Origin of the sequence: Dokdonella aquatica (assembly GCF_051987395.1) — a bacterium.
Taxonomy (GTDB): domain Bacteria; phylum Pseudomonadota; class Gammaproteobacteria; order Xanthomonadales; family Rhodanobacteraceae; genus Dokdonella.
In genome coordinates this window covers 828,222-852,438 of record NZ_CP197094.1, presented here as the reverse complement: position 1 = coordinate 852,438, position 24,217 = coordinate 828,222, and the positions used below count along the sequence as shown (strand labels likewise).

General features: G+C 70.4%; 18 protein-coding genes. 14 read left to right on the top strand and 4 right to left on the bottom strand.

Annotated elements, in window-relative coordinates; all coding sequences use genetic code 11:
- Positions 1–75 precede the first annotated feature (75 nt).
- Positions 76–819, bottom strand: coding sequence for a delta-60 repeat domain-containing protein (locus tag ACQQ2N_RS03745; RefSeq protein WP_440224337.1), 744 nt, complete (start codon positions 817–819; stop codon positions 76–78).
- Positions 820–946: 127 nt separating this feature from the next.
- On the opposite strand from ACQQ2N_RS03745, the gene ACQQ2N_RS03740 reads away from it, so the two are divergent.
- From ACQQ2N_RS03740 to ACQQ2N_RS03710, 7 genes are all read left to right on the top strand, one after another.
- Positions 947–2,659 (top strand): alkaline phosphatase, encoded by a 1,713-nt coding sequence (locus ACQQ2N_RS03740; RefSeq protein WP_440224336.1) that lies wholly within the window; start codon positions 947–949, stop codon positions 2,657–2,659.
- 150 nt (positions 2,660–2,809) lie between these two features.
- Entirely contained in the window at positions 2,810–10,471 is a 7,662-nt protein-coding gene (locus ACQQ2N_RS03735) for a beta strand repeat-containing protein (protein ID WP_440224335.1), read from the top strand.
- A gap of 61 nt (positions 10,472–10,532) precedes the next feature.
- On the top strand, positions 10,533–11,042 hold the full coding sequence (locus tag ACQQ2N_RS03730) for a phage tail protein (protein WP_440224334.1): 510 nt from the start codon (positions 10,533–10,535) through the stop codon (positions 11,040–11,042).
- Between the two features lie 11 nt (positions 11,043–11,053).
- Positions 11,054–11,578 (top strand): phage tail protein, encoded by a 525-nt coding sequence (locus ACQQ2N_RS03725; RefSeq protein ID WP_440224333.1) that lies wholly within the window; start codon positions 11,054–11,056, stop codon positions 11,576–11,578.
- A gap of 10 nt (positions 11,579–11,588) precedes the next feature.
- On the top strand, positions 11,589–12,110 hold the full coding sequence (locus ACQQ2N_RS03720; protein ID WP_440224332.1) for a phage tail protein: 522 nt from the start codon (positions 11,589–11,591) through the stop codon (positions 12,108–12,110).
- Between the two features lie 90 nt (positions 12,111–12,200).
- Positions 12,201–12,830: a hypothetical protein gene (locus tag ACQQ2N_RS03715; RefSeq protein ID WP_440224331.1), complete on the top strand. Its 630-nt coding sequence runs from the start codon at positions 12,201–12,203 to the stop codon at positions 12,828–12,830.
- A complete protein-coding gene (locus ACQQ2N_RS03710) occupies positions 12,827–13,336 on the top strand; it encodes a GNAT family N-acetyltransferase (RefSeq protein ID WP_440224330.1) in 510 nt (169 codons plus the stop codon). The genes ACQQ2N_RS03715 and ACQQ2N_RS03710 overlap by 4 nt, the downstream gene beginning before the upstream one ends.
- Here ACQQ2N_RS03710 and ACQQ2N_RS03705 read toward each other — a convergent pair.
- Entirely contained in the window at positions 13,329–13,622 is a 294-nt protein-coding gene (locus tag ACQQ2N_RS03705) for a DUF6916 family protein (protein ID WP_440224329.1), read from the bottom strand. The genes ACQQ2N_RS03710 and ACQQ2N_RS03705 overlap by 8 nt on opposite strands.
- Before the next feature lie 103 nt (positions 13,623–13,725).
- Positions 13,726–14,553: a hypothetical protein gene (locus ACQQ2N_RS03700; protein WP_440224328.1), complete on the bottom strand. Its 828-nt coding sequence runs from the start codon at positions 14,551–14,553 to the stop codon at positions 13,726–13,728.
- 187 nt (positions 14,554–14,740) lie between these two features.
- Between ACQQ2N_RS03700 and ACQQ2N_RS03695 the strand changes: the two genes are divergently transcribed.
- From ACQQ2N_RS03695 to ACQQ2N_RS03670, 6 genes are all read left to right on the top strand, one after another.
- On the top strand, positions 14,741–16,090 hold the full coding sequence (locus tag ACQQ2N_RS03695; protein ID WP_440224327.1) for a tryptophan--tRNA ligase: 1,350 nt from the start codon (positions 14,741–14,743) through the stop codon (positions 16,088–16,090).
- Complete coding sequence (locus tag ACQQ2N_RS03690; RefSeq protein ID WP_440224326.1) at positions 16,090–16,392, top strand: hypothetical protein; 303 nt, start codon at positions 16,090–16,092, stop codon at positions 16,390–16,392. The genes ACQQ2N_RS03695 and ACQQ2N_RS03690 overlap by 1 nt, the downstream gene beginning before the upstream one ends.
- A 48-nt stretch (positions 16,393–16,440) precedes the next feature.
- Positions 16,441–17,508: an acyltransferase family protein gene (locus ACQQ2N_RS03685; protein WP_440224325.1), complete on the top strand. Its 1,068-nt coding sequence runs from the start codon at positions 16,441–16,443 to the stop codon at positions 17,506–17,508.
- A 364-nt stretch (positions 17,509–17,872) separates the two neighbouring features.
- Complete coding sequence (locus ACQQ2N_RS03680; protein WP_440224324.1) at positions 17,873–18,616, top strand: response regulator; 744 nt, start codon at positions 17,873–17,875, stop codon at positions 18,614–18,616.
- Positions 18,617–18,689: 73 nt separating this feature from the next.
- A complete protein-coding gene (rocF, locus tag ACQQ2N_RS03675; protein ID WP_440224323.1) occupies positions 18,690–19,610 on the top strand; it encodes an arginase in 921 nt (306 codons plus the stop codon).
- Between the two features lie 172 nt (positions 19,611–19,782).
- Positions 19,783–21,174 (top strand): sensor domain-containing diguanylate cyclase, encoded by a 1,392-nt coding sequence (locus ACQQ2N_RS03670; protein ID WP_440224322.1) that lies wholly within the window; start codon positions 19,783–19,785, stop codon positions 21,172–21,174.
- A 66-nt stretch (positions 21,175–21,240) separates the two neighbouring features.
- Here the strand turns inward: ACQQ2N_RS03670 and ACQQ2N_RS03665 are convergent, their stop codons facing one another.
- Positions 21,241–22,560, bottom strand: a complete 1,320-nt coding sequence (locus ACQQ2N_RS03665; RefSeq protein WP_440224321.1) for a zinc-dependent metalloprotease — start codon at positions 22,558–22,560, stop codon at positions 21,241–21,243.
- Between the two features lie 266 nt (positions 22,561–22,826).
- Here ACQQ2N_RS03665 and ACQQ2N_RS03660 point away from each other — a divergent pair, with 266 nt between their 5' ends.
- Positions 22,827–24,167 (top strand): hypothetical protein, encoded by a 1,341-nt coding sequence (locus ACQQ2N_RS03660; protein WP_440224320.1) that lies wholly within the window; start codon positions 22,827–22,829, stop codon positions 24,165–24,167.
- Positions 24,168–24,217: the final 50 nt, after the last annotated feature.

The following is a 24,217-nucleotide window of genomic DNA, read 5'->3' as shown; positions in this document are numbered from 1 at the left end:
CCCGATCATGCGTCGCGCCGGCGGCACGGGCCCATGCCCGCCTGCCATATCGATATGGCAGGCGGTGGCGTGTGCTCAGCGCGTGCCTTCGCGGCGATCGATGCGATGCAGGGCGGGCGAGGCCGGTGACGAGCGCAGCGGGCGGCGTGGGATCCACGCGCGTCCGTTCGGATCGAACAGCGACTCGACGCGACCGTGGCGGTCGAGGCGCGCGATGCGTTCGCGCGGCAGGCCGCCGAACGAGGCGAAGCCGCCCGCGACGATGACCTGGCCTTCGCGCTGCACGGTGATGCGGTCGATCCACGCATCGGCGCCGATGGCGAAGCGTGCATCGACGCGTCCTTCGACGGTCACGCAGGCGAGGTTGTGGCGTGCGTGGCCGTCGACGCGCGTGAACGCGCCGCCGACGAGGATCGCGCCATCGGGCAGCGTCGCGAGCGCGAGCACGGTGCCGTCCACGCCCGGATCGAACGCGGCGTCGACCGTGCCGTCGGCATGCAGGCGCGCGAGGCCTGCCCGCGGCGTGTCGCCGACGTGCGCGAACAGGCCGCCGATCAGCACGCCGCCGACCGCGTCGAGCGCGATCGCGCAGACCGCGCCATCCATGCTCGCGGGATGTTGGCGGTGCGGGCGGTCGTCGGCGCCGAGCCGCACGAGCCATGCCGGCACACCAGCATCGGCCGCGCCGAAGCGGCCGCCGAGCAGATGTCCGCCGTCCGGCATCGCCACGCAGGCGTACACGGCCTCGCGCATGTGCGCGCCGAATCGGGCGTGCAGGCGCGCGGGCAGGATGCAGGGACGGGGTGGCACGGTGGTCATGCAGCGTTTCCGGACCCCGCGGAATCACGAGGGTGTGCGGAGGCGTACGGAAAACCGGCCGGATGGGTGACAATCGTCTTTTTCTGCGGCGCACCATCCGGGTGTGCCGTGATCGAGGACCCTCCGGATGACATCGTTCTTCCCGCGCCTCGCGCTTGCCGCCTGCGGCGTGGCCGGTCTCGCCGCGTGCGCAACGGCGCCACGCCCGGCAGCGACCGTGGCCGCACCGCCGATCGACGTGCCGTCGATCGCCCGCCCCGGCGGCGAGACGCCCGAGTGGTGGTACCGCGCCGGCGCCGCGACGGCCGCGGCGCAGCGCGGCGATGCGCCGCCGCGCGCCCGCAACGTGATCGTGTTCCTCGGCGACGGCATGGGCATCTCGACGATCGCCGCGGCGCGCGTGCTCGCGGGCCAGCGTCAAGGCCGCCCGGGCGAGGAGACGCGCCTGTCGTTCGAGGATTTCCCCTATACGGCGTTGAGCCGCACCTACGAGGTCGATGCGCAGACCGCCGATTCGGCCGGCACGATGAGCGCGATCATGACCGGCGTGAAGACGCGCTTCGGCGTCGTCTCGGTCAACCAGCGCACGCAGCGCCGCGACTGCGCGACGCTGGCCGGCAATGAGGCGGTGACCGCGCTCGAGCTTGCGAGCGCGGCCGGCCTCGCCACCGGCGTCGTCTCGACCGCGCGCCTGACCCATGCCACGCCTGCCGCGACCTACGGCCACTCGCCCGATCGCAACTGGGAGGCCGACGTCTCGCTGCCGGCGGCGGCCGTGGCCGAAGGCTGCGTCGACCTCGCTCGCCAGTTCGCCCGGTACGACGTCGGCCGCGGCATCGACGTGACGTTCGCCGGCGGACGCGCGTGGTTCATGCCGGATACGACGCCCGATCCCGAGTATCCGGCGCTGCGCGGCAAGCGCCGCGACGGTCGCGACCTCGTCGCCGAATGGTCGGCCGTGGCGGGCTCGACCTACGTCTGGAACCAGGCCCAGTTCGACGCCTTGCCGGTGCCGCGGCAGGGCCGCGTGCTCGGCCTGTTCGAGCCCGACCACATGCGCTACGAGCATGATCGTGTCGCCGACGGCGCTGGCGAGCCCTCGCTGGCCGAGCTCACGCGCAAGGCGATCACGTTGTTGCGCGACGACCCCGAAGGCTACTTCCTCATGGTCGAGGGAGGCCGCATCGACCACGCCCACCACGGCAGCAACGCGTTCCGCGCGCTGTCAGAGACGGTCGCGCTGTCCGATGCGGTGCGCGCCGCGGCGGAGATGACCTCGGTCGACGACACGCTGATCCTCGTCACCGCCGACCACAGCCACACGCTCACGATCGCGGGCTACCCGGTGCGCGGCAATCCGATCCTCGGCAAGGTGCGCGGGCTGTCGTTCGAGGGGGCGCCGAGCGACAAGCTCGCGCACGATGCGACGGGCCGCACCTACACGACGCTCGGCTACGCGAACGGCTCGGGCTACCTCGGTGCCTCGAACCTGCAGCCCGAAGGTCCCAAGCATTTCCCGCACGAGCCCAAGCGTTTCGTCGCACAAGGACCCGACCGCCATCCGCTCGACGACGTCGACACCGCGCATCCGGACTACCAGCAGGAGTCGGGCGTGCCGCTGGCCAGCGAGACGCACGGTGGCGAGGACGTCGCGGTGTTCGCACGTGGCCCCGGTGCCGAGGCCGTACGCGGCTCGCTCGAACAGAACGTGCTGTTCCACCTCGTCGTGCAGGCCCAGCCCGGCCTGCGCCGTGTGCTGTGCGAGCTCGGTACCTGCGATGCCTACGGACGTTCGGTCACACCGCCCGTGCATGCTGCACTGCCGCGCAAGCCGGACTGACGAACGGCGCGATCCGGCGCCGCAGGAATCGATGGCGGCAGCGGCTTCACGAGACTATTCTTCACAATGTTCACGGCGGGCACTGACCCGCCGTCGGCCCGGCGGAGGGTGGTCTGCCGGTCGGGAAGGGTGTGAAACAAGGGGAACATCATGTCGAGCCGATGGATCGTCCGCGCGCTGAGCGCGTTGCTCGTGGCCGCGTCGCTGCCCGCGATCGCCCAGACCTACACCTATTCCGTTTACGTCGATACCGACGCGAACCCGGCGACCGGTTGCGTCGAAGCGCCTGCGGGCGGAGGCGAGGTGCGCCTCGACGTGGTCGTCGCCGGTGGCAGCTCGCCGCAGGTGACCTCGATGACGCGCCATCGCTGCAGCGGCGGCGCGTTCGGCGCCGGCATCCCGCTCGGTGCGGGCTACCCGGTCGGCGTCGGCAACGGCATCGCCGGCACCGACACCGTCGAGATCGCCGACGCGCTCGGTGAACTCCAGGTCGGTACGGCCGCGCGCTTCACGGTCGCGGTCGTCGCGCGCAGCGCATCCGGCAGCGACGACCTTCTCGCCGGCGCGGACGGTGGTCCGATCGTGGTGGGCCTGCCGGCGATCGCGATCCCGACGCTGGCCTGGCCGGCCGTGCTGCTGCTCGCGACCCTGATGGCCTTCGCCGGTGCGCGCCGCGCGCGGCGACTCAAGGCGGCGTGGCGACTCGTCGGCCTCGTGCTGCTCGGCAGCAGCGGCGCGCTCGCGGCGAACTTCGTGGTCGACGGCCTCACCGGCGACTGGAACGGCGTCGGTCCGCTCGCGGTCGACGCGGCCGGCGACGCGACGAGCGGCGAGGCCGGCATCGACCTGCGCGCGTTCTTCGCCGCCATCGAGAACGGCCGCGTGTTCATGCGCATCGACGTGACCAACACGCGCAACACGCCGCCGACCGCGACGCCGACGGCGGCGACCACGCTCGAGGACACCGCCGTCACGCTGACCTTGTCGGGCGTCGATCCGGAAGGCGATGCGCTCGTGTTCGCGATCGCCACGCCGCCGACGCAGGGCACGCTCGGGCCGGTCACGTCGACCTCGCCGTCGACCGCGACGGTCACCTACACGCCGAATGCCGACCGCAACGGCAGCGACAGCTTCACGTTCACGGCCGGCGACGGCCAGGGAACCTCGATCCCGGCCACGGCGGCCGTGGCGATCACGCCGGTCAACGACGCACCCGAATTCACGCCGCAGGATCCGCCCGCGGTCGACGAAGGTTCCGGCCCGCAGACCGCGACCGTCGCGACCGGCATCCGTCCCGGACCGGTCACCGCGACCGACGAGTCAGGTCAGGTGCTCACGTTCGCGATCACCGCGAACGGCAACCCGACGCTGTTCGACGGCACGCCGACGATCAGCCCGGCCGGCGTGCTGAGCTGGGCACCCGCGGCCGGCGAGAACGGCACCGCGGCGCTCACCGTCGTGCTGCGCGACGACGGCGGCACCGCGAACGGTGGCGTCGACGAGAGCGCGCCGCAGACGATCACGGTCACCGTGAATGCGGTCGATGATCCGCCCGTGGTCACGGCCGGCGGCACGCTGGCGTGGACCGAGGGCGACGCGCCGGCGATCCTCGATGCCGGCGTGACCGTCACCGATCCCGACAGCACCGATCTCGTCGGTGCGACCGTGCAGATCATGACGAACCTGCAGTCGGGCGCCGATGTGCTGTCGTTCGTGAACACGCCGACGATCACGGGCGTCTACACGCCGACGACCGGTGCGCTCGTGCTGAGCGGCACCGACACGATCGCGAACTACCAGGCCGCGCTGCGCAACGTGCGTTTCGAGAACACCTCGCAGGATCCGTCGACCGCCGTGCGCACGGTCACGTGGATCGCACGCGATGCGGGGGGTGACAGCGCACCGGCCACGGGCACGATCACGATCACCGCGGTTAACGACGCGCCCGTGCTGACTGCCGGCGCCACGTTGGCCTACGAGGAAGGCGACGCCGCGACACCGGTCGACACGACGGTCACGGTCACCGATCCCGACAACACGACGCTCACCGGCGCGAGCGTGCAGCTCACGGCCAACTACGTGAACGGCGAGGACGTGCTCGCGTTCGCGAACACGGCCACGATCACCGCGACATTCACCGCGGGCACCGGCACGCTGGTGCTCAGCGGAAACGACACGCTCGCGAATTATCAGGCTGCGCTGCGCGCGGTCACGTACGCGAACACGTCGGGCAATCCCTCGGCGCTGCCGCGCACGGTCACATGGACCGCGACCGACGGCGTGGCGACGAGTGTGCCCGTGACGAGCACGATCACGGTCGGCGCGGTCAACGATGCGCCGGTCATCGGCGCAGGTGGCACGCTCCTCTATACCGAAGGCGATGCCCCGTCGGCGCTCGATCCGCTGCTTACGGTCAGCGACGTCGACAGCGCGAACCTCGCCGGTGCGACGGTGCGCATATCCGCCAACCACGACGACAGCCAGGACTTCCTCGCGTTCGCGAACACGGCCACGATCACGGCCACGTACGCCGCGGCCACCGGCACGCTCACGCTGACAGGTACCGATACGGTCGCGAACTACCAGGCCGCGCTGCGCACGGTCACGTATGCGAACACGTCGCAGGATCCGTCGACGCTGCAGCGTACGATCACCTGGACCGCCAGCGACGATGCCGGCGCCACGAGCCAGCCCGCCGCGAGCACGGTCGCGATCACGGCCGTCAACGATGCACCGGTCGTCACGGCGCTCGGCAACGTCGATTACCTCGAGGGCAGCGCGCCGGTCGTGGCCGCGCCGTTCCTGACCGTCGGCGATGTGGACGATGCGAACCTCGAGGGCGCGACGGTGCAGATCGCCGCCGGCCTCGTCGTCGCGGAGGACGTGCTCGCGTTCACGGCCGGAAATGGCATCACGGGCAGCTACACGGCGGCGAGCGGCACGCTCGTGCTGACCGGCACGAGCAGCGTCGCGAATTACCAGGCCGCCCTGCGCAGCGTGACCTACGTCAACACGATCGCCTTGCCGACGACGGCACCGCGCACGCTCTCCTGGACTGCGACCGACGGCGACCTCGCCAGCGCGCCGGCGACCACGACCGTGACCGTGCAGCGCCTCAACGAAGCGCCGGTCGTCACGGCAGGCGGCACGCTCGCCTACACCGAGGGCAGCGCTGCGACGGTGATCGACGCCGCCGTCACGGTGAGCGATCCCGACGATACCGACCTGGCCGGCGCGAGCGTGCAGATCGCCGCGGGCTTCGCGACCGGCCAGGATGTCCTCGCCGCCACGCCGGCCGGCGGCATCACGGCGAGCTTCAACCCCGCGACCGGCGTGCTGACGCTGACCGGTACGGCCAGCCTCGCGGCCTACCAGGCGGCGCTGCGTTCGGTCACCTACGCGAACACGTCGACGAACCCGTCCACCACGCCGCGTTCCATCGCGTGGACGGTCACCGACGGCGAGGCCACGAGCGCCACGGCGACGAGCACGATCACGATCACTCCCGTCAACGATCCTCCCGTGCTCACCGCAGGCGGCACGCTGGCCTACGAAGAGGGCGATCCCCCGACGCCGGTCGACGCGACGATCACGGTCGCCGATCCGGACAACACGACGCTCGCCGGCGCGAGCGTGCAGGTCACGGGCAACTACGTGAACGGCGAAGACGTGCTCGCGTTCGCGAACACCGCCACGATCACCGCGACGTTCGATGCCGGCAGCGGCACAATGGCGCTCACGGGCACCGATACGCTGGGCAACTACCAGGCGGCGTTGCGCGCGGTGACGTACGCGAACACGTCGGGTGATCCTTCGGCGTCCGCGCGCACGATCACGTGGGTCGCCAACGACGGTGCGGCGACGAGTGTTCCCGTCACGAGCACGGTCACGGTCGCCGCGGTCAACGATGCACCTGTGGTCACCGCAGGTGGCACGCTCGCGTTCACCGAAGGCGATGCGGCGACGCCGGTCGATCCGTCGCTCACGGTCACCGACGTCGACAGCACGAACCTTTCCGGCGCGACCGTGCAGATCACCACGAACCGCGTCGAGGGCGAGGATGTGCTCGCCTTCGTGAACACCGCGACGATCACCGCGACGTTCGTCCCGGCCACGGGCACGCTGACCCTGGCCGGCACCGACACGGTCGCGAACTACCAGCTCGCGCTGCGTGCCGTCACCTATGCGAACACGTCGGACGATCCGTCGACGCTGCCGCGCACGGTCGCCTGGACCGCGACCGACGCCGGCGGTGCGACGAGCACGCCGGCAAGCAGCACCATCACCGTCGCGGCCGTCAACGACGCGCCCGTGGTCACCGCGGCCGGCAACGTCGACTACCTCGAGGGCAGCGCGCCCGTCGCCGTCGCACCGGCGTTGACAGTGACCGATCCCGACGACGCCGACCTCGAAGGCGCGACCGTGCAGATCGCCGCCGGTCTCGTCGCCGCCGAGGACGTGCTCGCGTTCACGCCGGGCAACGGCATCACGGGCAGCTACACGGCCGCGACCGGCACGCTCGTGCTGACCGGCACGAGCAGTGTCGCCAACTATCAGGCCGCGTTGCGCAGCGTGACCTATGTCAACACGATCGCGCAGCCGACCACGGCACCGCGCACGCTCGCGTGGAGCGCGACCGACGGCGATCTCGCCAGCGCAGCCGCGACCACGACCGTGACCGTGCAGCGCCTCAACGAGGCGCCCGTCGTCATGGCGGGCGGCACGCTGGCCTATACCGAAGGCAGCGGTGCGGTCGCGATCGCGCCGGGGCTGACCGTGACCGATGCCGACGACACCCAGCTCGCCGGTGCGACCGTGCAGATCACCGCCGGTTACACGAACGGCCAGGACGTGCTCGGCGGAGGCTCGGGCGGTGGCGTGACGGCGTCGTTCAATGCAGGCACCGGCACGCTGACGCTGACGGGCACGGCGAGCGTCGCGGCCTATCAGGCGGCGCTGCGTTCCGTGACCTACACGAACACCTCGTCGAATCCATCGACCGCGCCGCGCACCGTGGCGTGGGTCGCCAGCGACGGCGAGGCTGCAAGCGCCACGGCGACGAGCACGATCACGATCACGCCTGTCAACGATGCACCGGTCGTCACGCCGCCCGCGGCGCTGCCGGTCCATTCGCACATCGCGATCGACGTGGCCGCCGGTGCGACCGGTTACCTGCTCGCACCGGGCTCTATCAGCGATCCCGACAGTTCGACGTTCGTGGTCGGCGGATCGATCCCGACGACGACGACACAAGGCGGTCGCGTCACGATCACAGCGGCGACCGGTGCGTACACCTACGATCCGCCGGCCGGCGTGTCGTCGGGCACGGACAGCTTCAGCTACCAGGTCTGCGACGACGGCGTCCCGGTCGCCTGCAGTGCTCCGGCGACGATGACGTTCACGCTGTCGGGCCCGCGCGTGTGGTTCGTCGATCCCGCGGCCACGCCGGGCGGCACCGGCACGTTGCAGAGGCCGCTGCAGACGTTCGCGACCGCCGCGGGTCTCGCCAACGCGAATACCGACCGGATCTTCCTGTACAGCGGCACGCACACGGGCGGCGCGACGCTTTCCGCCGGCGTGTGGGTCATCGGGCACTCCGTCACCGGCGCGGGCTTCGATGCCGAGTTCGGCCTGTTCCCGCCGTCCAACAGCGTCGCGCGTCCCGCGATCGGTCAGGCGCGTCCGGTGATCACGACGACCACCGGCACCACGCCCGGCATCACGCTCGGCAACGGCAACACGCTGCGCGCACTCGAGATCGGCAACACGACCGGACCGTCGATCAGCGGCAACGGCTTCGGAATGCTCAACGTGCGCGACGGCGTGCTGATCAGCGGCAGCGGGCAGGCGCTCGCGCTGAGCAACGGAAGTTTCGTGGCGGGCTCGATCTTCGAAGGTGTCTCGTCGAGCAGCGGCAACGGCAACATCGCGTTGACGAACGTCAGTGGCGAAGTGAATTTCGGCAACGGCGCGCTGTCGGCCAGTGCCGCGGGCAGTCCCGCCGTGCTGGTCAGCGGCGGCAGTCTGACCGCGATCTACTCGGGCAGCGTGGGCAAGACCACGAACGGGCACCTGTTCGACATCGGAACGCGCACGAGCGGCGCGCTGACGTTCAGCGGGAACCTGTCGTCGAGCGGCGTCGGCAGCGGTGTCCGCGCGAACGCCAACAGCGGCGGCACGATCACGTTCTCGGGGGCTTCGAAGACGTTCGCGAGCACGACCGCGAACGCGGTCGACCTCACGACCAATACGGGTTCGACGATCGCGTTCACCAACGGCGGCCTCGTGCTGTCGACGACCACGGGCGCCGGTTTCCAGGCCACGGGCGGCGGCACGATTTCCGTGGAAGGCTCGGGCAACACGATCTCGAGCGGTTCGGGCATCGCGCTCAACGTCCTCAACACGACGATCGGCTTCGGCAACGCGACATTCCAGTCGGTGTCGTCGAACGGCGCGTCGAGCGGCATCGTGCTGAACGCGACAGGCACGTCGGGTCGCCTCGCCGTGACCGGTACCGGCGGCGCCGGCAGCGGCGGCACGATCCAGAATGCGGGCACACACGGCATCCAGCTGACCGGCACGTCCAACCCGTCGTTCACCTCGATGCGCGTCCTCGGCACCGCGGGCAGTGGCGTGAAGGGCACGCTGGTCAACGGCTTCACGTTCGCCAACGGCGCGATCGACGCATCGGGCACGGGCGGCGCGCCGGGCGAGTCGAACATCGCGTTCAACACGGCGGTGACCGGCACCGAGGTCAACCTCACCGGTGCCGTCGCGATCACGAACAATGCGCTGACCAATGCGCGCTACCACGGCGTGCACATCGCGAACTACGCCGGCTCGATCTCGAACCTGCAGGTGTCGGGCAACACGTTCACGAGCAGCACCAGCAACCTGCAGTCGCTCGGCAGCGGCATCCTCGTGGTCGCCAACGGCAGTGCCGGAGGGGCTGCCACGGTCAACGCGGCGGCGATCACGAACAACGTGATCACGAACTTCCCCGGCGGTTCGGGCATCCGCGTGCAGGGCGGCAACGCGGCAGGCGCGACGCAGGCCACGCTCGGCATCCCGCACGACGGCGGCAATCTCATCGCGATCACCGGCAACCAGGTGCGCGGCGAAAGCGCGGCCAACCGCATCAACCTGGAAGGCATCCTGTTCGCGATCGGCGATCGCGGGCGCGGCAACGTCAACATCTCGGGCAACGGTACCGCCGGCACGCCGATCGCCAACATCACCGGCAGCGCGATCTCGGTCAGTGCCCTCAACGCGGGTGCCGAGGTCACGGGCTCGATCACGAACAATGTCGTTGCGCCCGCCCACCCGGCGAATTCGCTTGGCGCCAACGGCATCGCGTTCGGCGTCAACGGTGTCAACGCGACCGACAATCCGACGATGAGCATCAACGTCAGCAACAACATCGTCAGCCAGACCGACGGCAACGGCATCCTCGGCGTCGTCCGGGCGACCCAGGGCGTGCTCAATGCCCGCGTGGAGAACAACACGGTCGCCGCGCCTCTCGGTGGCGTGCGACCGGGCATCCGTCTCGATTCGGGCAACAATGCGGTGGGCGAGAACACGACGCTGTGCGTGGCCCTCTCGGGCAACACGAGTGCGGGCAGCGGCGGTACGGAGGGCATCGGCCTGCGCAAGCAGGGCGCCGTGGCGACGACCGATGCGTTCGGGATCGTCGGCCTCGGGGTGAACACGACATCGCCCTTGCTCCAGGCCTACGTGAACGGGCAGAACCCGGCAGGCGGCGGTACGCTCCTGATTTCCGCGACGTCCGGATTCCGCGACTGCACCCTCTGATGAAGCCTGCGTCCGGTGGCGATTCGCCACCGGCAACAACGAACCGCCAGGAGATGCACCGATGTCGCAACCGTTCCTCTCCGAGATCCGCATGATGAGCTTCAACTTCGCTCCGCGGGGCTGGGCGCTGTGCAACGGCCAGTTGCTGCCGATCAACCAGAACCAGGCCTTGTTCTCGCTGCTGGGCACGACGTACGGCGGCAATGGCCAGGTGAACTTCGCGCTGCCCGACCTGCGCGGCCGCGTGCCGGTCCACTTCGGCAGTGGCCGCACGCTCGGCGAGAGCGCGGGCGAAGCCGCGCACACGCTGAACCTGCAGGAGATGCCGACCCACGCGCACGTGCTGCAGGCGAGCAGCGCCCTTGCGACCACGTCGACGCCGCTCGCGACCGATGTTCTCGCACGTACGACAGGTTCGGCGCTTTACGCGAGCGCGGCATCCGCCAACATCTCGATGGCGCCCAATGCGATTACGCCGAACGGCGGTTCCCAGGCGCACGAGAACCGCCAGCCCTTCCTCACGATCTCGTTCTGCATCGCCCTGCAGGGCATCTTTCCTTCCCCGAACTGAGGCCTTCCACCATGGGTACCCCTTATGTCGGTGAAATCAGGTTGTTCGCGGGCAACTTCGCCCCGGCGGGCTGGGAGTTCTGCTCCGGGCAGCTGATGCCGATCTCGGAGAACGAGACGCTGTTCAACCTGATCGGCACGACCTACGGAGGCGACGGACAGAGCACGTTCGCGCTGCCCGACATGCGCGGGCGCGTGCCGATCCATCAGGGAACAGGACCGGGGGGCGTCTCCTACAGCATGGCCCAGAGCGGTGGCGTGGAGTCCGTCACCCTCGGCACACCGCAGATGCCCTCGCATTCGCACGTGCTGCTCGCGACCAAGTCGCTCGCCACCGATGCGACGCCAGTCGGCCTCGTGCCGGCCGCGAGCGCCTCGGCCACGGTCTCGCCCTATGGCACCGACGCGCCGTTCGCGACGCTTGCGCCGCAGTCGGTGACGCCCGCGGGCGGCAGCCAGCCGCACGAGAACATGCAGCCCTACCTGTGCGTGAACTACATCATCTCGATGTTCGGCATCTTCCCTTCGCCGACCTGAGGACCTTCGAATGAGCGATCCCTTCGTCGCCGAGATCCGCATCTACCCGTTCAATTTCGCGCCGCGTGGCTGGGCATTCTGCAACGGGCAGCTCCTGCCCTTGTCCCAGAACACCGCATTGTTCTCGCTGCTCGGTACGACCTACGGCGGCAACGGCAAGAGCAACTTCGCGCTGCCGAACCTGCAGGGCAGCGTGCCGATGCATCCTGGCCAGGGGCCCGGACTGTCGCTGCACGATCTCGGCGAAGTCGGCGGTGCCGCGAGCGTGACGCTGCTGGAATCCGAGATGCCGATCCATGCGCACGGCGTGACCGTGTCGCAGGGCGATGCGATCAGCATCTCGCCGGAGAACAACCTGTTCGCGACGGGCATCGGCGGCATCGCCGCGTACGCACCGCTCGCGCAGGCACCGCTGACGCCGTCCTTGCTGCTGCCCGCGGTGGGTGGCGGACTTCCGCACAACAACATGCAGCCCTACCTGACACTCAATTTCTGCATCGCGCTGCAAGGTGTCTTCCCGCCGAGGCCTTGAGTGCCGTGTGTGCAAGGTCGTGCCTGATACGTGTCCTCATTTTCCAGCCCGCCGCGATGGCCGTGTGACTTCGCCGGAGATCCGATCACCATGAAACGTCGCCATTTCCTGCTCGGTGCGAGCCTCGCGCCGGCCGTGCCGGCCATGCTCGGTGCAGCCGCACCCGCGTACGCGGTCGATCGCGCGCCGCTCGACGGCCTGCTGCGTCGCGATGTCGGCGACGACGGCATCGTGCGCTGGACCACGGTCGCCGCGCATCGTGCGGTCGATGCCGCCTCGGTGCAGGCCTGGCGCGTGCACCTGCACGGTCTCGTCGCGACGAAGGACAGTCCGCTCGCGGGCCTCGACGTGCAGGCCGTGCACGCCGACGGCGAGGGCGGGGCGCATCGCCACGACGTGCTGCGCTGGCGTGCCGATGCGCCCGAGGAGACCAGCGCGGGTCTCGTGTTCCACGCCACACGCGGTGTCTGGTGCGGCTTCGACATCTCCGCTACGCGACATGGCGACGTGCCCGGCACGTGCTCGACACTGGCCTGCGCACCGGCCTCGACACCCGATGCGGGGCTCGAGCCCGGCGTCTATGCGTGGATCGTGCCGACCTCGATGCGGGCACCGATCGTGGTCGCCGACAGCGGCGACGTGCGCTGGCCGCTCGCGAACCTCGACGGTACGCCGCTGCTCCGCGACTACCTCGTGTTCTCGGTCACGGCTGCGGCGTGATCGCGGCACCGCTCGCCGCGGCGCTCGCGGCGCGCTGCCCGGGCCTTGCGTTCGTCGTCGAGGACGACTCGCACCTCGCGCTACTCCAGCAGGTCTACGCCGACGGCCGTGCCGAAGAGCTCGCGGTCGTGCCGTGGACGCCCGAACAGAAGCGCGCGTTCCTCGACAGCCAGTCCGCGCTGCAGCGGCATCACTACCGTACGCACTACGCGGGCGCCGAGTTCCTCGTGATCGTCGAGGGTGGCGAACCGGTCGGTCGACTGTGCCTGCACGTTGGCGACGGTGCGCTCAACCTCATGGACATCGGCCTGCTCGCCGGCCGGCGCGGGCAAGGTGTCGGCACGCGCATCCTCGAAGCCCTGCTCGCGATCGCGCGCGAACGCGGCTGGCGCATGACGCTGCACGTCGAGGCCCACAACCGCGCCCACGACTGGTACCTGCGGCACGGCTTCGTGCTGCTCGAGGATCGCGGCATCTACCGCTACCTCGGCTGGGCGCCTAGTTGAACGTGATCTCGTAGCGCATGCCGTCGCCGTCGGGGCCGAGCGGCACGACGAACAGGTCGAGGTCACCGTGCTCGGGGTGGGTGAGGCGGTAGAGGCCTTGCGGCCACGACGCCTTGGCGCCCGCGTCGCGCAGCAGCACCGAGAACGGCGCCACGGGGCGCGGCGACGGGGCGGCCAACGGCTTGACCTGCACCACCTCCCACGCGGCGACCGCGTCCGCGGCGGTGACCGAGACCCGCTGGCCGACCAGCGAGGCGAACGAGGCGGCGTCGAGGCGGTCGAGCATGCACGTGGTCCGCGTTGGGGGCGCACAAGCGTAGCAGGCGGGAACGTGCGCGGGCCCGCCATCCGCAGGGGATGACGGGCCCGCGAGGGGCACTGCGGAAGGATCACCAGCGGCGCGGCGGATCCGGCACGAAGCGGTTCGGGAACGGATCCGGCTCGACGTGGCGTGCGATCGGCTGGCGCGGGATGATGCCGCGTGCGATCAGGTTCGGGCGGCTGTCGTACCAGATCGCGACCTGCTCGGCCGGGCGGCTGCTCGCACGCTCGAACGTCGTCGTGCCGACGCGCGACCACTCGCGCTCGCCATGGCCCGTGCCGAGGCGCGGTGCTTCGGCGCGCTTGGCCATCGCGTCGTTCGACGAGCGCTCGGCTTCGGCCGGTGCGGCCTTCGATTCGCCCATGCCCTGGGCCGAACGCGAGGCCTGCGGGGCGCTCGCCGGGGCGGGCGGCGGCGCAGCCGCATCGGCGATGGCCTGACGCTCGCGGCGGGTCGGCACGCGCTCGGTGAACACGGCCACGCCGATCACGCCGACGTTGTCGGGACGGCCGGTCTGCGCGGCATAGCTGTCGGGCAGCGCGGTGAAGTTGAACTGCGCGACCTCGTCGAGCGACTTGCGCCAGCCGTTGATCGTGGTCGTCTCCCAGGCGTCGAGCACGTAGCCGTTCTGCGACGGGCCGGCCGTCTCGCCGCTGACCGCGTTGACGCCGTCGACCGACAGCACGGCGAGGATGCGGCCGCCGCTGCGGTTGCTCATGCGCACGGCATAGCGATGGCCCGGCTTGCCGGCGATGTAGAGCTTGCCGTTCTTCATGTAGGTCGGCAGCGTCGTGCCCGTATCGCGGTCGACGACGGACAGGTCGACGAGGTTGCCGGCGAACGCGGGCAGGCTCGTCGAGAGGGCGATCAGTGAAGCGCAGAGCAGGGCACGCATGGGTCACCTCCGGTTGTGTGGGAGGTTCAACGCGGCGCCTCGCACGGCGGGGTTGGCGGGGCGACGCCGGCGCGAAAGCGTTCAGCCGGCAGTCGGCCTCCTGCGCCGGCCGTGCACGCCGGATCTGATCGTCGGAGCGTGCGCGCGGATCGCTTAGACTGCGCGATCCCCGCGTCACCGAACCGCCATGACCACGACCATCCGCACCCTGACCGGCATCACGACCACCGGCACGCCGCACCTCGGCAACTACGTCGGAGCGATCCGCCCGGCGATCGTCGCGAGCCGCCGCGCCGACGTCGAGTCGTTCTACTTCCTCGCCGACTACCACGCGCTGATCAAGTGCGAGGATCCGCGCCGCATCGCGCAGTCGCGCCTCGAGATCGCGGCGACCTGGCTCGCGCTCGGCCTCGATACGGACCGCGCGTTCTTCTATCGCCAGTCCGACATCACCGAGATCCCCGAGCTGACCTGGCTGCTGACCTGCGTGACGTCGAAGGGCCTGCTCAACCGTGCGCATGCGTACAAGGCCGCCGTGGACCGCAACACGATGCAGGGGGAAGTCGATCCCGACGCCGGCATCACCGCGGGCCTCTTCATGTACCCGGTGCTCATGGCCGCGGACATCCTCGTGTTCAACGCGCATCGCGTGCCGGTCGGGCGCGACCAGATCCAGCACATCGAGATGGCGCGTGACATCGCGCAGCGCTTCAACCACCTGTACGGCGACGCCTACCGTCGCGTCACGGGCGGCGACGGCGTGCCGTTCGTGCTGCCCGAAGTCGTGATCGAGGAGAACGTGGCGACGCTGCCCGGCCTCGACGGCCGCAAGATGTCCAAGAGCTACAACAACACGATCCCGCTGTGGCTGCCCGCGGCCGACCTGCGCAAGGCGATCCTCGGCATCGTGACCGACTCGCGCGCGCCGGGCGAGGCCAAGGAGACGGAAGGTTCGAACGTGTTCGCGCTGTACCAGGCATTCGCGACGGACGAGGAGACCGCGGCGATGCGCGAGGCCTTCGCGGCCGGCATCGGCTGGGGCGACGCCAAGCAGAAGCTGTTCGAGCGCATCGACGCCGAGCTCGCCGAGCCACGCGCGCGCTACGACGCACTCATCGCGCGCCCCGACGACATCGAGCAGCACCTGCTCGCCGGTGCGCGCAAGGCGCGCGAGCGCAGCGCGCCGTTCGTGGCCGCGTTGCGCGAGGCGGTCGGCCTCGGCGGCATCGTGCCGGCGACCGTGGCGAAGGCGACCGCCACCACGGCGAAACCCGTATTCAAGAATTACCGCGAGGACGACGGCCTGTTCTACGTCAAGCTCGTCGGTGGCGACGGCGCCGTGCTGCTGCAGAGCGCCGGCTTCGCCTCGCCCAAGGACAGCGGTCGCCTCGTCGCGGCGCTCATCGATTCCGATGGTGCGTTCGAGTCCGTGATCGCCGCCGCCGGTGCGACCGTGGTGGCCGGCGATGCGGAAGCGCTGCGCAACGCGCTGGCGATCCTCAAGGCCGACAAGGACGCGAAGAAGGACAAGCCCTGATGCGCTGGCTCGCGCTCGTGTTGTTCGCGCCGTGGTTCGCGATCCTCGTGTGGGCATACTGGGCGTTCCCGAAGTCGCTGCCGCGCACGCTCGCGCGGCGCGCGTTCGACCTCGCCGCGATCGCGGTCGCCGTCGGCATCTCGGCGTGGGCGATGATCGCGTCGTACGAAGCCAACGCGGACATCGGCGGCTCGATCTGGAAGCAGGTCGCCGCGTCGAGCTTCATCTACGGTGCGTTTCTCGGCGTGCTGCTGCTCGCCGTGGTCGTGCGCGCGCTGGCGTGGCGGCGACGCGCGCCGTGATGCGCGGCGCGGCGCATCGGCGACCTCGCGGCACGATCGCAGGCTGACGTGGCCGCCACGCGCCTCGCCTCGGTCGATGCGCTGCGCGGCCTCACGGTCGCGGCGATGCTGCTCGTCAACAACCCGGGCGACTGGTCGCACGTCTACGCCCCGCTGCGCCATGCCGACTGGCACGGTTGCACGCCGACCGACCTGATCTTCCCGTTCTTCCTGTTCGTGGTCGGCGTGTCGATCGCGCTCGCGCTCGGCCCTCGCGTCGAAGCCGATGGCGATCGCGCGGCGCTGTCGCGCGGCGTACTCGTACGCGCCGCGCGCCTCGTCGCGCTCGGCCTCGGCCTGCACCTCGCGGCGTGGTGGCTGCTCGGCGGCGAGCACTATCGCCCCTGGGGCGTGCTGCAGCGCATCGGGCTGTGCTTCGCCGCAGCCGGCCTGCTCGCGATCCACGTGCGTGCGGCGGGGCAGTGGGTCGTCGTCGCGGTGCTGCTCGGCGCAACCTGGGCGCTGCTCGCCGCGGGCGGCAGCTACGAGCCCTGGGACAACCTCGCGAGCCGTCTCGACACCGCGCTTTTCGCGCCGTGGCTGTACCAGATCGATCCCGCGACCGGGCGCGGCCACGATCCCGAAGGCCTGCTGTCGACGCTGCCGGCGATCGCGACGACCCTGCTCGGCGTGCGCGCGGGCGAAGCGCTGCGGCGTGGCCGCGTCGGCGCGATCGTGGCCGGCTCGCTGATCGCGCTGGCGCTCGGGGCGGCATGGTCGCTCGTGCTGCCGATCAACAAGGCCTTGTGGACGCCGTCGTACGTGGCCTGGACGGCCGGCTGGGCCGGACTCGCGCTCGCCGGTGCGCATGCGCTCGTCGACCGCCTCGGCGTACCGGCATGGGGCCGGGCCTTCGGGGTCAACGCGATCGCGGCCTATGTCGGCTCGGCGCTGATGGTGTACGTCCTCGCTGCGGCCGGCCTGTGGTCGGTGCTGTACGAGACCGGATTCGCGGGCTGGATGACGCCCCGGTTCGGCCCGACCCTGCCGTCGCTCGCGTTCGCGCTCGCGTTCGTCGCGTTCTGGTGGGGCGTCGTGCGCGTCATGGACCGCCGCGGTTGGCATCTGCGCGTCTGAGGTGTTCGCGCGGGCTGCCGGTGGGGCCGTGTCCACGCGCCGCCTGCGGCATCGGTTCCCTTCCGAGGGGGCGAACGGCGTGGATTCAAGCATGCCGGCGTCGCGGTCTTTGTCAGGAAGACACACGCAGGGAGCCGTGGACGGGCTGCTTCAGGGCGCGTGCCAGGGCGTCGCCGTGGAGTCCGGCTGCCGCGCTGTGGCGCCCGGAATGGCGGCCCGGCGCCATTCCCGCGGATTCTCTCCGTCGGCAACGGGGGCGGGTCCGCTTCGTTAAAGGTCGTTAAAGATCGTGACGTTGGCGCGTTAAATGCTTGGGCCGGGGTAGTCTGCCAAGGCACCTCAAGCGATGTACGCCGCGTCACTGATGAGCGATTCCGATTACCGTTTCGACCTGCTGCGCGAGCGCTATCGCGCGTCGCTCTCGACCAAACGCACCGCCCTCCAGGCTGCCTGGCGCCGTGTCGCGGCCGATCCGGGCGACGCCGCGAGCGAGGCGGAGCTGCGCTCGCTCGTGCATCGGCTGGCCGGTTCGGCCGCCGCCTACGGCTACGAGGCGCTCGGCGAGGCCGCCACCGCGCTGAACGCGCACCTGCTCGACCGCCGCCGTACCCTCGCGCAGATCCTCGCGATGCCGGTCGTCGAACGCCTCATGCCGCGCGTGCTCGCCGCGATGGATGCCGTGTCCGCCGGCGAGGTGCGCCACAGCGGCGTGTTGCGCGACGAGGGGGCGGGCCTGCGCGTGATCCTCTGCGAGGACGATCCCGACCAGGCGGACGTCATCGCCGCCGCCCTGCGTGAAGCCGGCTGCGAAGTCGTGGTCGCCGCACACCGCGACCTGTTGTGGGAGCGCATCACGACATGGCCGTGCGACGCGGTCGTGACCGACTACTGGCTCGAGGAGGAAACCGCGCTCGGCATCGTGCGCGTGATCCGCGACGAGCCGAGCTTCGCGTCGGTGGCGATCCTGTGCTTCACGGTCGAGCGCGACGTGGCGCGCCACGAGGAGATCCTCGCCTGCGGCTGCGACGTCGTGCTCACCAAGAGCGAGCCGATGGGGCGCCTCATCGAGGAACTGCACCGCCGCGTGGCCGCGCGTCGCGCCGGTTGAGCCGCGGGGCGCGTTGGCCGCCCAGGGAGGCATGGACTATCCTGCCGGCCTTTCCGGTTTCGCGGATCAGCCCATGCAGCGTTTTCCCCCCATTTCCCTGATCGGCGCCCCGACCGACATCGGCGCCGGCCATCGCGGCGCCTCGATGGGGCCGGAAGCCCTGCGCGTCGCGGGCATCGAGCAGGCGCTCGTCGCGCGCGGCCTCGAGGTCGTCGACCGCGGCAACCTCGGCGGTCCGCTCAACCCGTGGACCGCGCCGGATGCCGGCTACCGGCATCTCGTCGAGGTCGAGAAGTGGAATCACCACGTCATGCAGGCGGTGCGTGCCGAGCTGCGCCAGGACCGCCTGCCGATCCTGCTCGGCGGCGACCACTGCCTTGCGATCGGCTCGATCACGGCCGTTGCGCAGGTCTGCCGCGAGCGCGGCAAGAAACTGCTCGTGCTGTGGCTCGACGCGCATGCGGATTTCAACACGAGCACGATCACGCCGTCGGGCAACGTGCACGGCATGCCGGTGGCCTGCCTGTGCGGCCTCGGCCCGCGCGAGCTGACCGAACTCGGCGGCAGCCGCCCCGCGATCACGCCCGACCGCATCCGCCAGATCGGCATCCGTTCGGTCGACGAGGGCGAGCGCCGCCTTGTGCGCGAGCACGGCCTGGACATCTACGACATGCGTTACATCGACGAGATCGGCATGAAGCGGGTCATGGAGGAAGCGCTCGCCGACGTCGACGAGAACACGCACCTGCACGTCAGTTTCGATGTCGATTTCCTCGATCCGGGCATCGCGCCCGGCGTCGGCACGACGATCCCGGGCGGCCCCAACTACCGCGAGGCGCAGCTCTGCATGGAGATGATCGCCGATCGCAACGCGCTGGGTTCGCTCGACATCGTCGAACTCAATCCCGCGTTCGACGAGCACAACAAGACCGCGGTGCTCGCCGTTGACCTCGTCGAGAGCCTGTTCGGCAAGAGCACGCTGATGCGCGATTGACGCGCCCGGTCCGGTTCCTGAACGGAACGGGGGTGTCGTCAACAACTGTTTCGCAGGTGCGCATTCTCCACATCGCCGCACGACAATCCGCGCCGGTTCGGAGGAAACGGGAGCGGGCGTGGTCGTCCGTGGGAGTGGACCTGTGCACCCATCGACGGCGCGTGCGCCCTTCATGATCGCCTCGCGGCCATCGACCGGCTTCGCGTGGTTCGCCGCCGCGGCGTTGTACGCCACGGCGGCGGCGCTGTGGCTCGCCGAGCCCGAGCGGGCGATGTTCGAGCACGTCGTCGTGGTCGGCGCGGCCTGCCTGCTCGGCGTGGCGGCGCTCGCGTCGGTGATGCGTGCACGCCGACGCATGCAGCCGGCGCCCGGTCCCGCGCAGGCCGACGATGCCGTCGTGCTGTTCCACGCGAGCCCGGTGCCGGCGCTGCTCGTCGATGCGTCGACCCTGCGCGTGATCGACGCCAACCACGCCGCCGCTGCACTGTACGGCTTCGCCCGCGAACAGGCCGTGCGCCTGGTGATGCGCGACCTGCTCGTGCAGCCGAAGACGAAGCGCGAAGCGGCCGTGCTCGAACCGCGCAGCGGCGTGCACCTGCACCGGCGTGCCGACGGCACGACGATCGACGTCGAGACGAGTGTCGAGCGCACGACGTTCCGCGGCCGCGAGGTGTGGTTCGTGTCGGTGCGCGACGTCACGGCGAGGCTGCAGCTGCAGCGCGCGCTGGAGGCTAGCGAGCGCCGCTTCCGCGAGATGGTCGAGCTCAGCCTCGGCCTCATGTTCGTCCACGACGAGCGCGGTCGCATCGTGATGGCGAATCAGGCGATGGCCCATGCGATCGGTTACGAGCCGCACGAACTCGAAGGGCGTGATCTGGCGGACCTGATCACGACGAGCGAACGCCCTTTCTACAAGATCTACCTCGAGCGCGTGTTGACGGTCGGCCATGCCGCCGACAGCGGCACACTGTTCCACCGCAACGGCGACGAACGCGTCTGGGAATACCGCAACCAGCTGCATGTCGGCGCCGACGGCGTGCGCCACGTGCTGTGCTGTGCGATCGACGTGACCGAGCGGCGCAGCTACGAACGCGAACTCGCCGAGTCGAGCCGCACCGATCCGTTGACCGGGAGTCACAACCGTCGACATCTCGCCAGGGTCTCGCGCCTGGCCGGCGAGCACGATCGCTGGGGCTGCATCGTCGTCGACATCGACCACTTCAAGCACTACAACGACACCCATGGCCACAGCGTCGGCGATCGCATCCTCGTCGAGACCGTGCAGTTCCTGCGCGGGCTCGTGCGCGGGGAGGACGCGATCGTGCGCCTCGGCGGCGACGAGTTCCTGATCCTCCTCGCGCACTACGGCTCGAACGACCTGGAAGCGTTCGTCGAACGCCTGCAGGCGACCACGCGCGCCGGCGCGCCGGTGCCGCTGTCGTTCGGGTGGGCGAGTCGCGAGGCGTCGGAGACGCTCGAGCAGACCGTCCATCGTGCGGACCAGATGCTGATCCGGCGCCGCGCGACCGTGCGCGGCCGGTCGAGGCCGCGCGACCTCTACTAGCGGCTGCGCTCGTCGCGCCGACGTGACTCGCGTCGTGGCAGCGCGGGCCGCGACGCTGACGCCGCCCTAGAGCAGTTCGAATCCCGTCGTGAGGAGGGTCTCGGTGCGCAGGCAGCTCGGCGTGTTCGCCGCGACGCGCGCGAGCAGCTGGGTCACGTGGGTCGGATGGAACTGCAGCACGTTCTGCTGGCAGCCGTTGATGTGGCAGTAGCTCATGAGCGTGCCGCGCGGTGCGCCGGGCCCTGACGACGGGCAACTGGTCGTGCCCGAGAAGCAACCGCTCTCGCCGCTGTAGCACTGGTCGATCGTGCCGGTGGATACGGGTGCGGCGCCGTTGTTGGCGCTGCTGCAATGCGTGTGCGAGGCGCCGAAGTTGTGGCCGAGTTCGTGCGCGACGATGAACGCGCTCGACGCCACCGAGATGCCCGACCCCGTGAAGATCTGGTTGACGCTGTAGCTGCCGCCGCTGCCCTGGGTGCGGCAGTACGAGTTGACCCAGGCGATGCCCGAGGCGGAATTCGGGCTCGGCGATCTCCCCGACAGCAGCATCGCGAACGAGCGATTCACGCTGGCGTAGTTGGCGGCCCAGTAGTTGCCGAACTCGTTGAGGTGCGCGCCGGATGCGGGCGAGCCGGTCTGCGAGTAGGGATCGCTGCCGGTGCGCAGCATGGTCGTGCCCTGCACGAGGATCACGTTGAGGTCGCGCCGGTAGATGACGTTCATTTCGGCGAACAGGTCGGCGATCCATGCCGTCGCCTGTGCCGTGTTGCCGCCGAATCGGTTCGCCATGAACTGCGCGTCGGTATCGACCGCGACGGTGGCCAGGCGAGCCGCCGGCGTCGCCTGTGTCGAGGGCGGCGACGCGAGGTGGTCGAGTGGACCCGGTGCGCCGTCGGGATGGGACAGCGAGTCGACGTTGTCGGCGTACTCGAGCTTGACGCCCCGCGGCAGCGCGTCCTCCGGCGTCAGCGCGCGCAACCGCCAGCCCTGGGCCACGCGCTCGCCGCGCAGGATGAAGCCGCCGGACGGACCCGATCCCGAGCCCGACGGCGCCTCGCGGAGGTCGGGATCATACGAGAACACGATGCGCGAACCGTCGGCACCCTCGCCGTACAGGTGCACGCGCGTGCTGCGCGGGAGTTCGCGCTCGCCGGCCGGCGTGATCTCGACGATGCGTGCCCCCGGGGCGTAGACCTCGATGCGTTCGAACGTCACGCGCGTCGTCGCAGCCGGACCGGACGGGAACGCCTCGAGTTCGAGCGACGCGCCGGGCGCTGCCGCAGCGACGCGCTCGAGCGATGCCGACGTGACGGTGGTGATGCCCGGGGCCGCCGCCGATGCCGCAGATGCGATCGACAACAGGCCCGCCACGATCCTTCTGCGCATGATCCACCTCGTCCACGACGACCACCGGAGCCGGCAGGCTGGAGGATCGCGCGCCGCGGAACCGCGCGGCGTGTCACGAAAGTACGTCGCGCGGGCCGCTTCGGGTGGGCGCTCGGCCGCGGTTCAGCCGATCGCGGGGCGTTTCCGTGGGCCGCCCGCGGTGACGGTCGCGCCAGGCGCAACAGCCCCGGCCGTTGGGATTCGTGACGCCGCAGCACGTAATCGTGGAAAGCCCAGCATGTCGCCGGGCAACGGGAACGACCGGCATGCATGTTCGTCTCAGCACACTCGCCGCATGCCTGGTCTCGGCCGCGGCCTTGCTGCCGGCTCCTGCGCGGGCTTTCCCGGAACCGCTTTGGACCACGCCATGGCGTGTCGACGATGCGGCATGGACGAGCGGCTCGACACTCGAACGTGCCGCCGACGGCGACCTGTACGTGGCACTCGACATCTCGCGCGCGGGCAGCAACCGCATCGCGCTCTCGCGCCTGAGCGCACAAGGCGTTCTGGCGTGGACACGGGAACATGGCGGCACCAATGTGCTCGGCGGCGGCGCCGTGCTCCTGCCTGACGCCACCGCGGCGCTGATCGGTGAACGTGGCGGCGTCGGCATCTTCGCGCAGGCGTTCGACGTGCAAGGCCTGTCCGCATGGGAGCACAGCCAGCCGGACGGACGCCTCGACCTCGGCGCGAAGGCCGTGGGCGTACGCGTTGCGGCCGTCGGAACCCAGGGTGACCTGCTCGTGAGGGCGCGTGATGGCACCGACATCGTCGTGCTGCGCTTCGCCGCCGGCAGTGGTCTTCCGCTGCCGGCATGGCGCTGGGTGTCGGGACTCCCGCTCGTGCGCGTGATGTCGATCGCCTCGCTCGCGGATGGCGGGGCGGTCGTGGCCGCACACGGACCCGGCACGATGAGCGGGTTCCTGACCGTGCGCTTCGCGCCGGACGGTACGGTGCGGCACGCCGACCTGGAAACCGGCGACATCGGCAATCCGCTGGGCAATGCCAGCGTGTTCGCGACCGCCGACGACGCGGTGATCGTCGTCGCATCGCCGGAGACGCAACTGGGTTCGCCGGGTGCCATGGCCTGGAAGGTTGCGCGGGAAGGCACACGGCTGTGGACGCGCCGTCTGTCCAATCAGGCCTCGACGGCCGAGACGTTCAGCGCCGGACCGTCGATCCTCGCTGCCGATGGCGACCTGCTCGTCGCGGCTCAACGAGCGGGCCAGGCGATGCGGCTGCTGCGCGTGGACGGCACCAGCGGCGCGACACGCTGGGATCGCTCGTCATCGACGATCGGTGATGTCACGTCCCTTGCCGAAGCGCCGAACGGGCGCGTCCTCGCCGTCGGCTTCGCGTTCGTGATGGGAGGAGGAGGGCGCACCACGGCGAAGTTCGCCGAGTTCCAGTCCGATGGCAGGCCATGCCGGGAGGGCGAAGTCTCCTCGTTGTCGTACTTCAACGCGGCGGTCGCAGGTGACGAGGGCTGGACCGTCCTCGGCAGCGGTGGTGAAGGCGCGAACCAGGGCGCTCGCCTGCAGCGTTACGATGCCGACGGCACATGCACGACGGATGCGGTCTTCGCCGACGGCTTCGATCCCGACTGAAACTTGTCGCGGATCCGCGCCGTCAGCGCGCTGCGGGCCGGCCGACATGC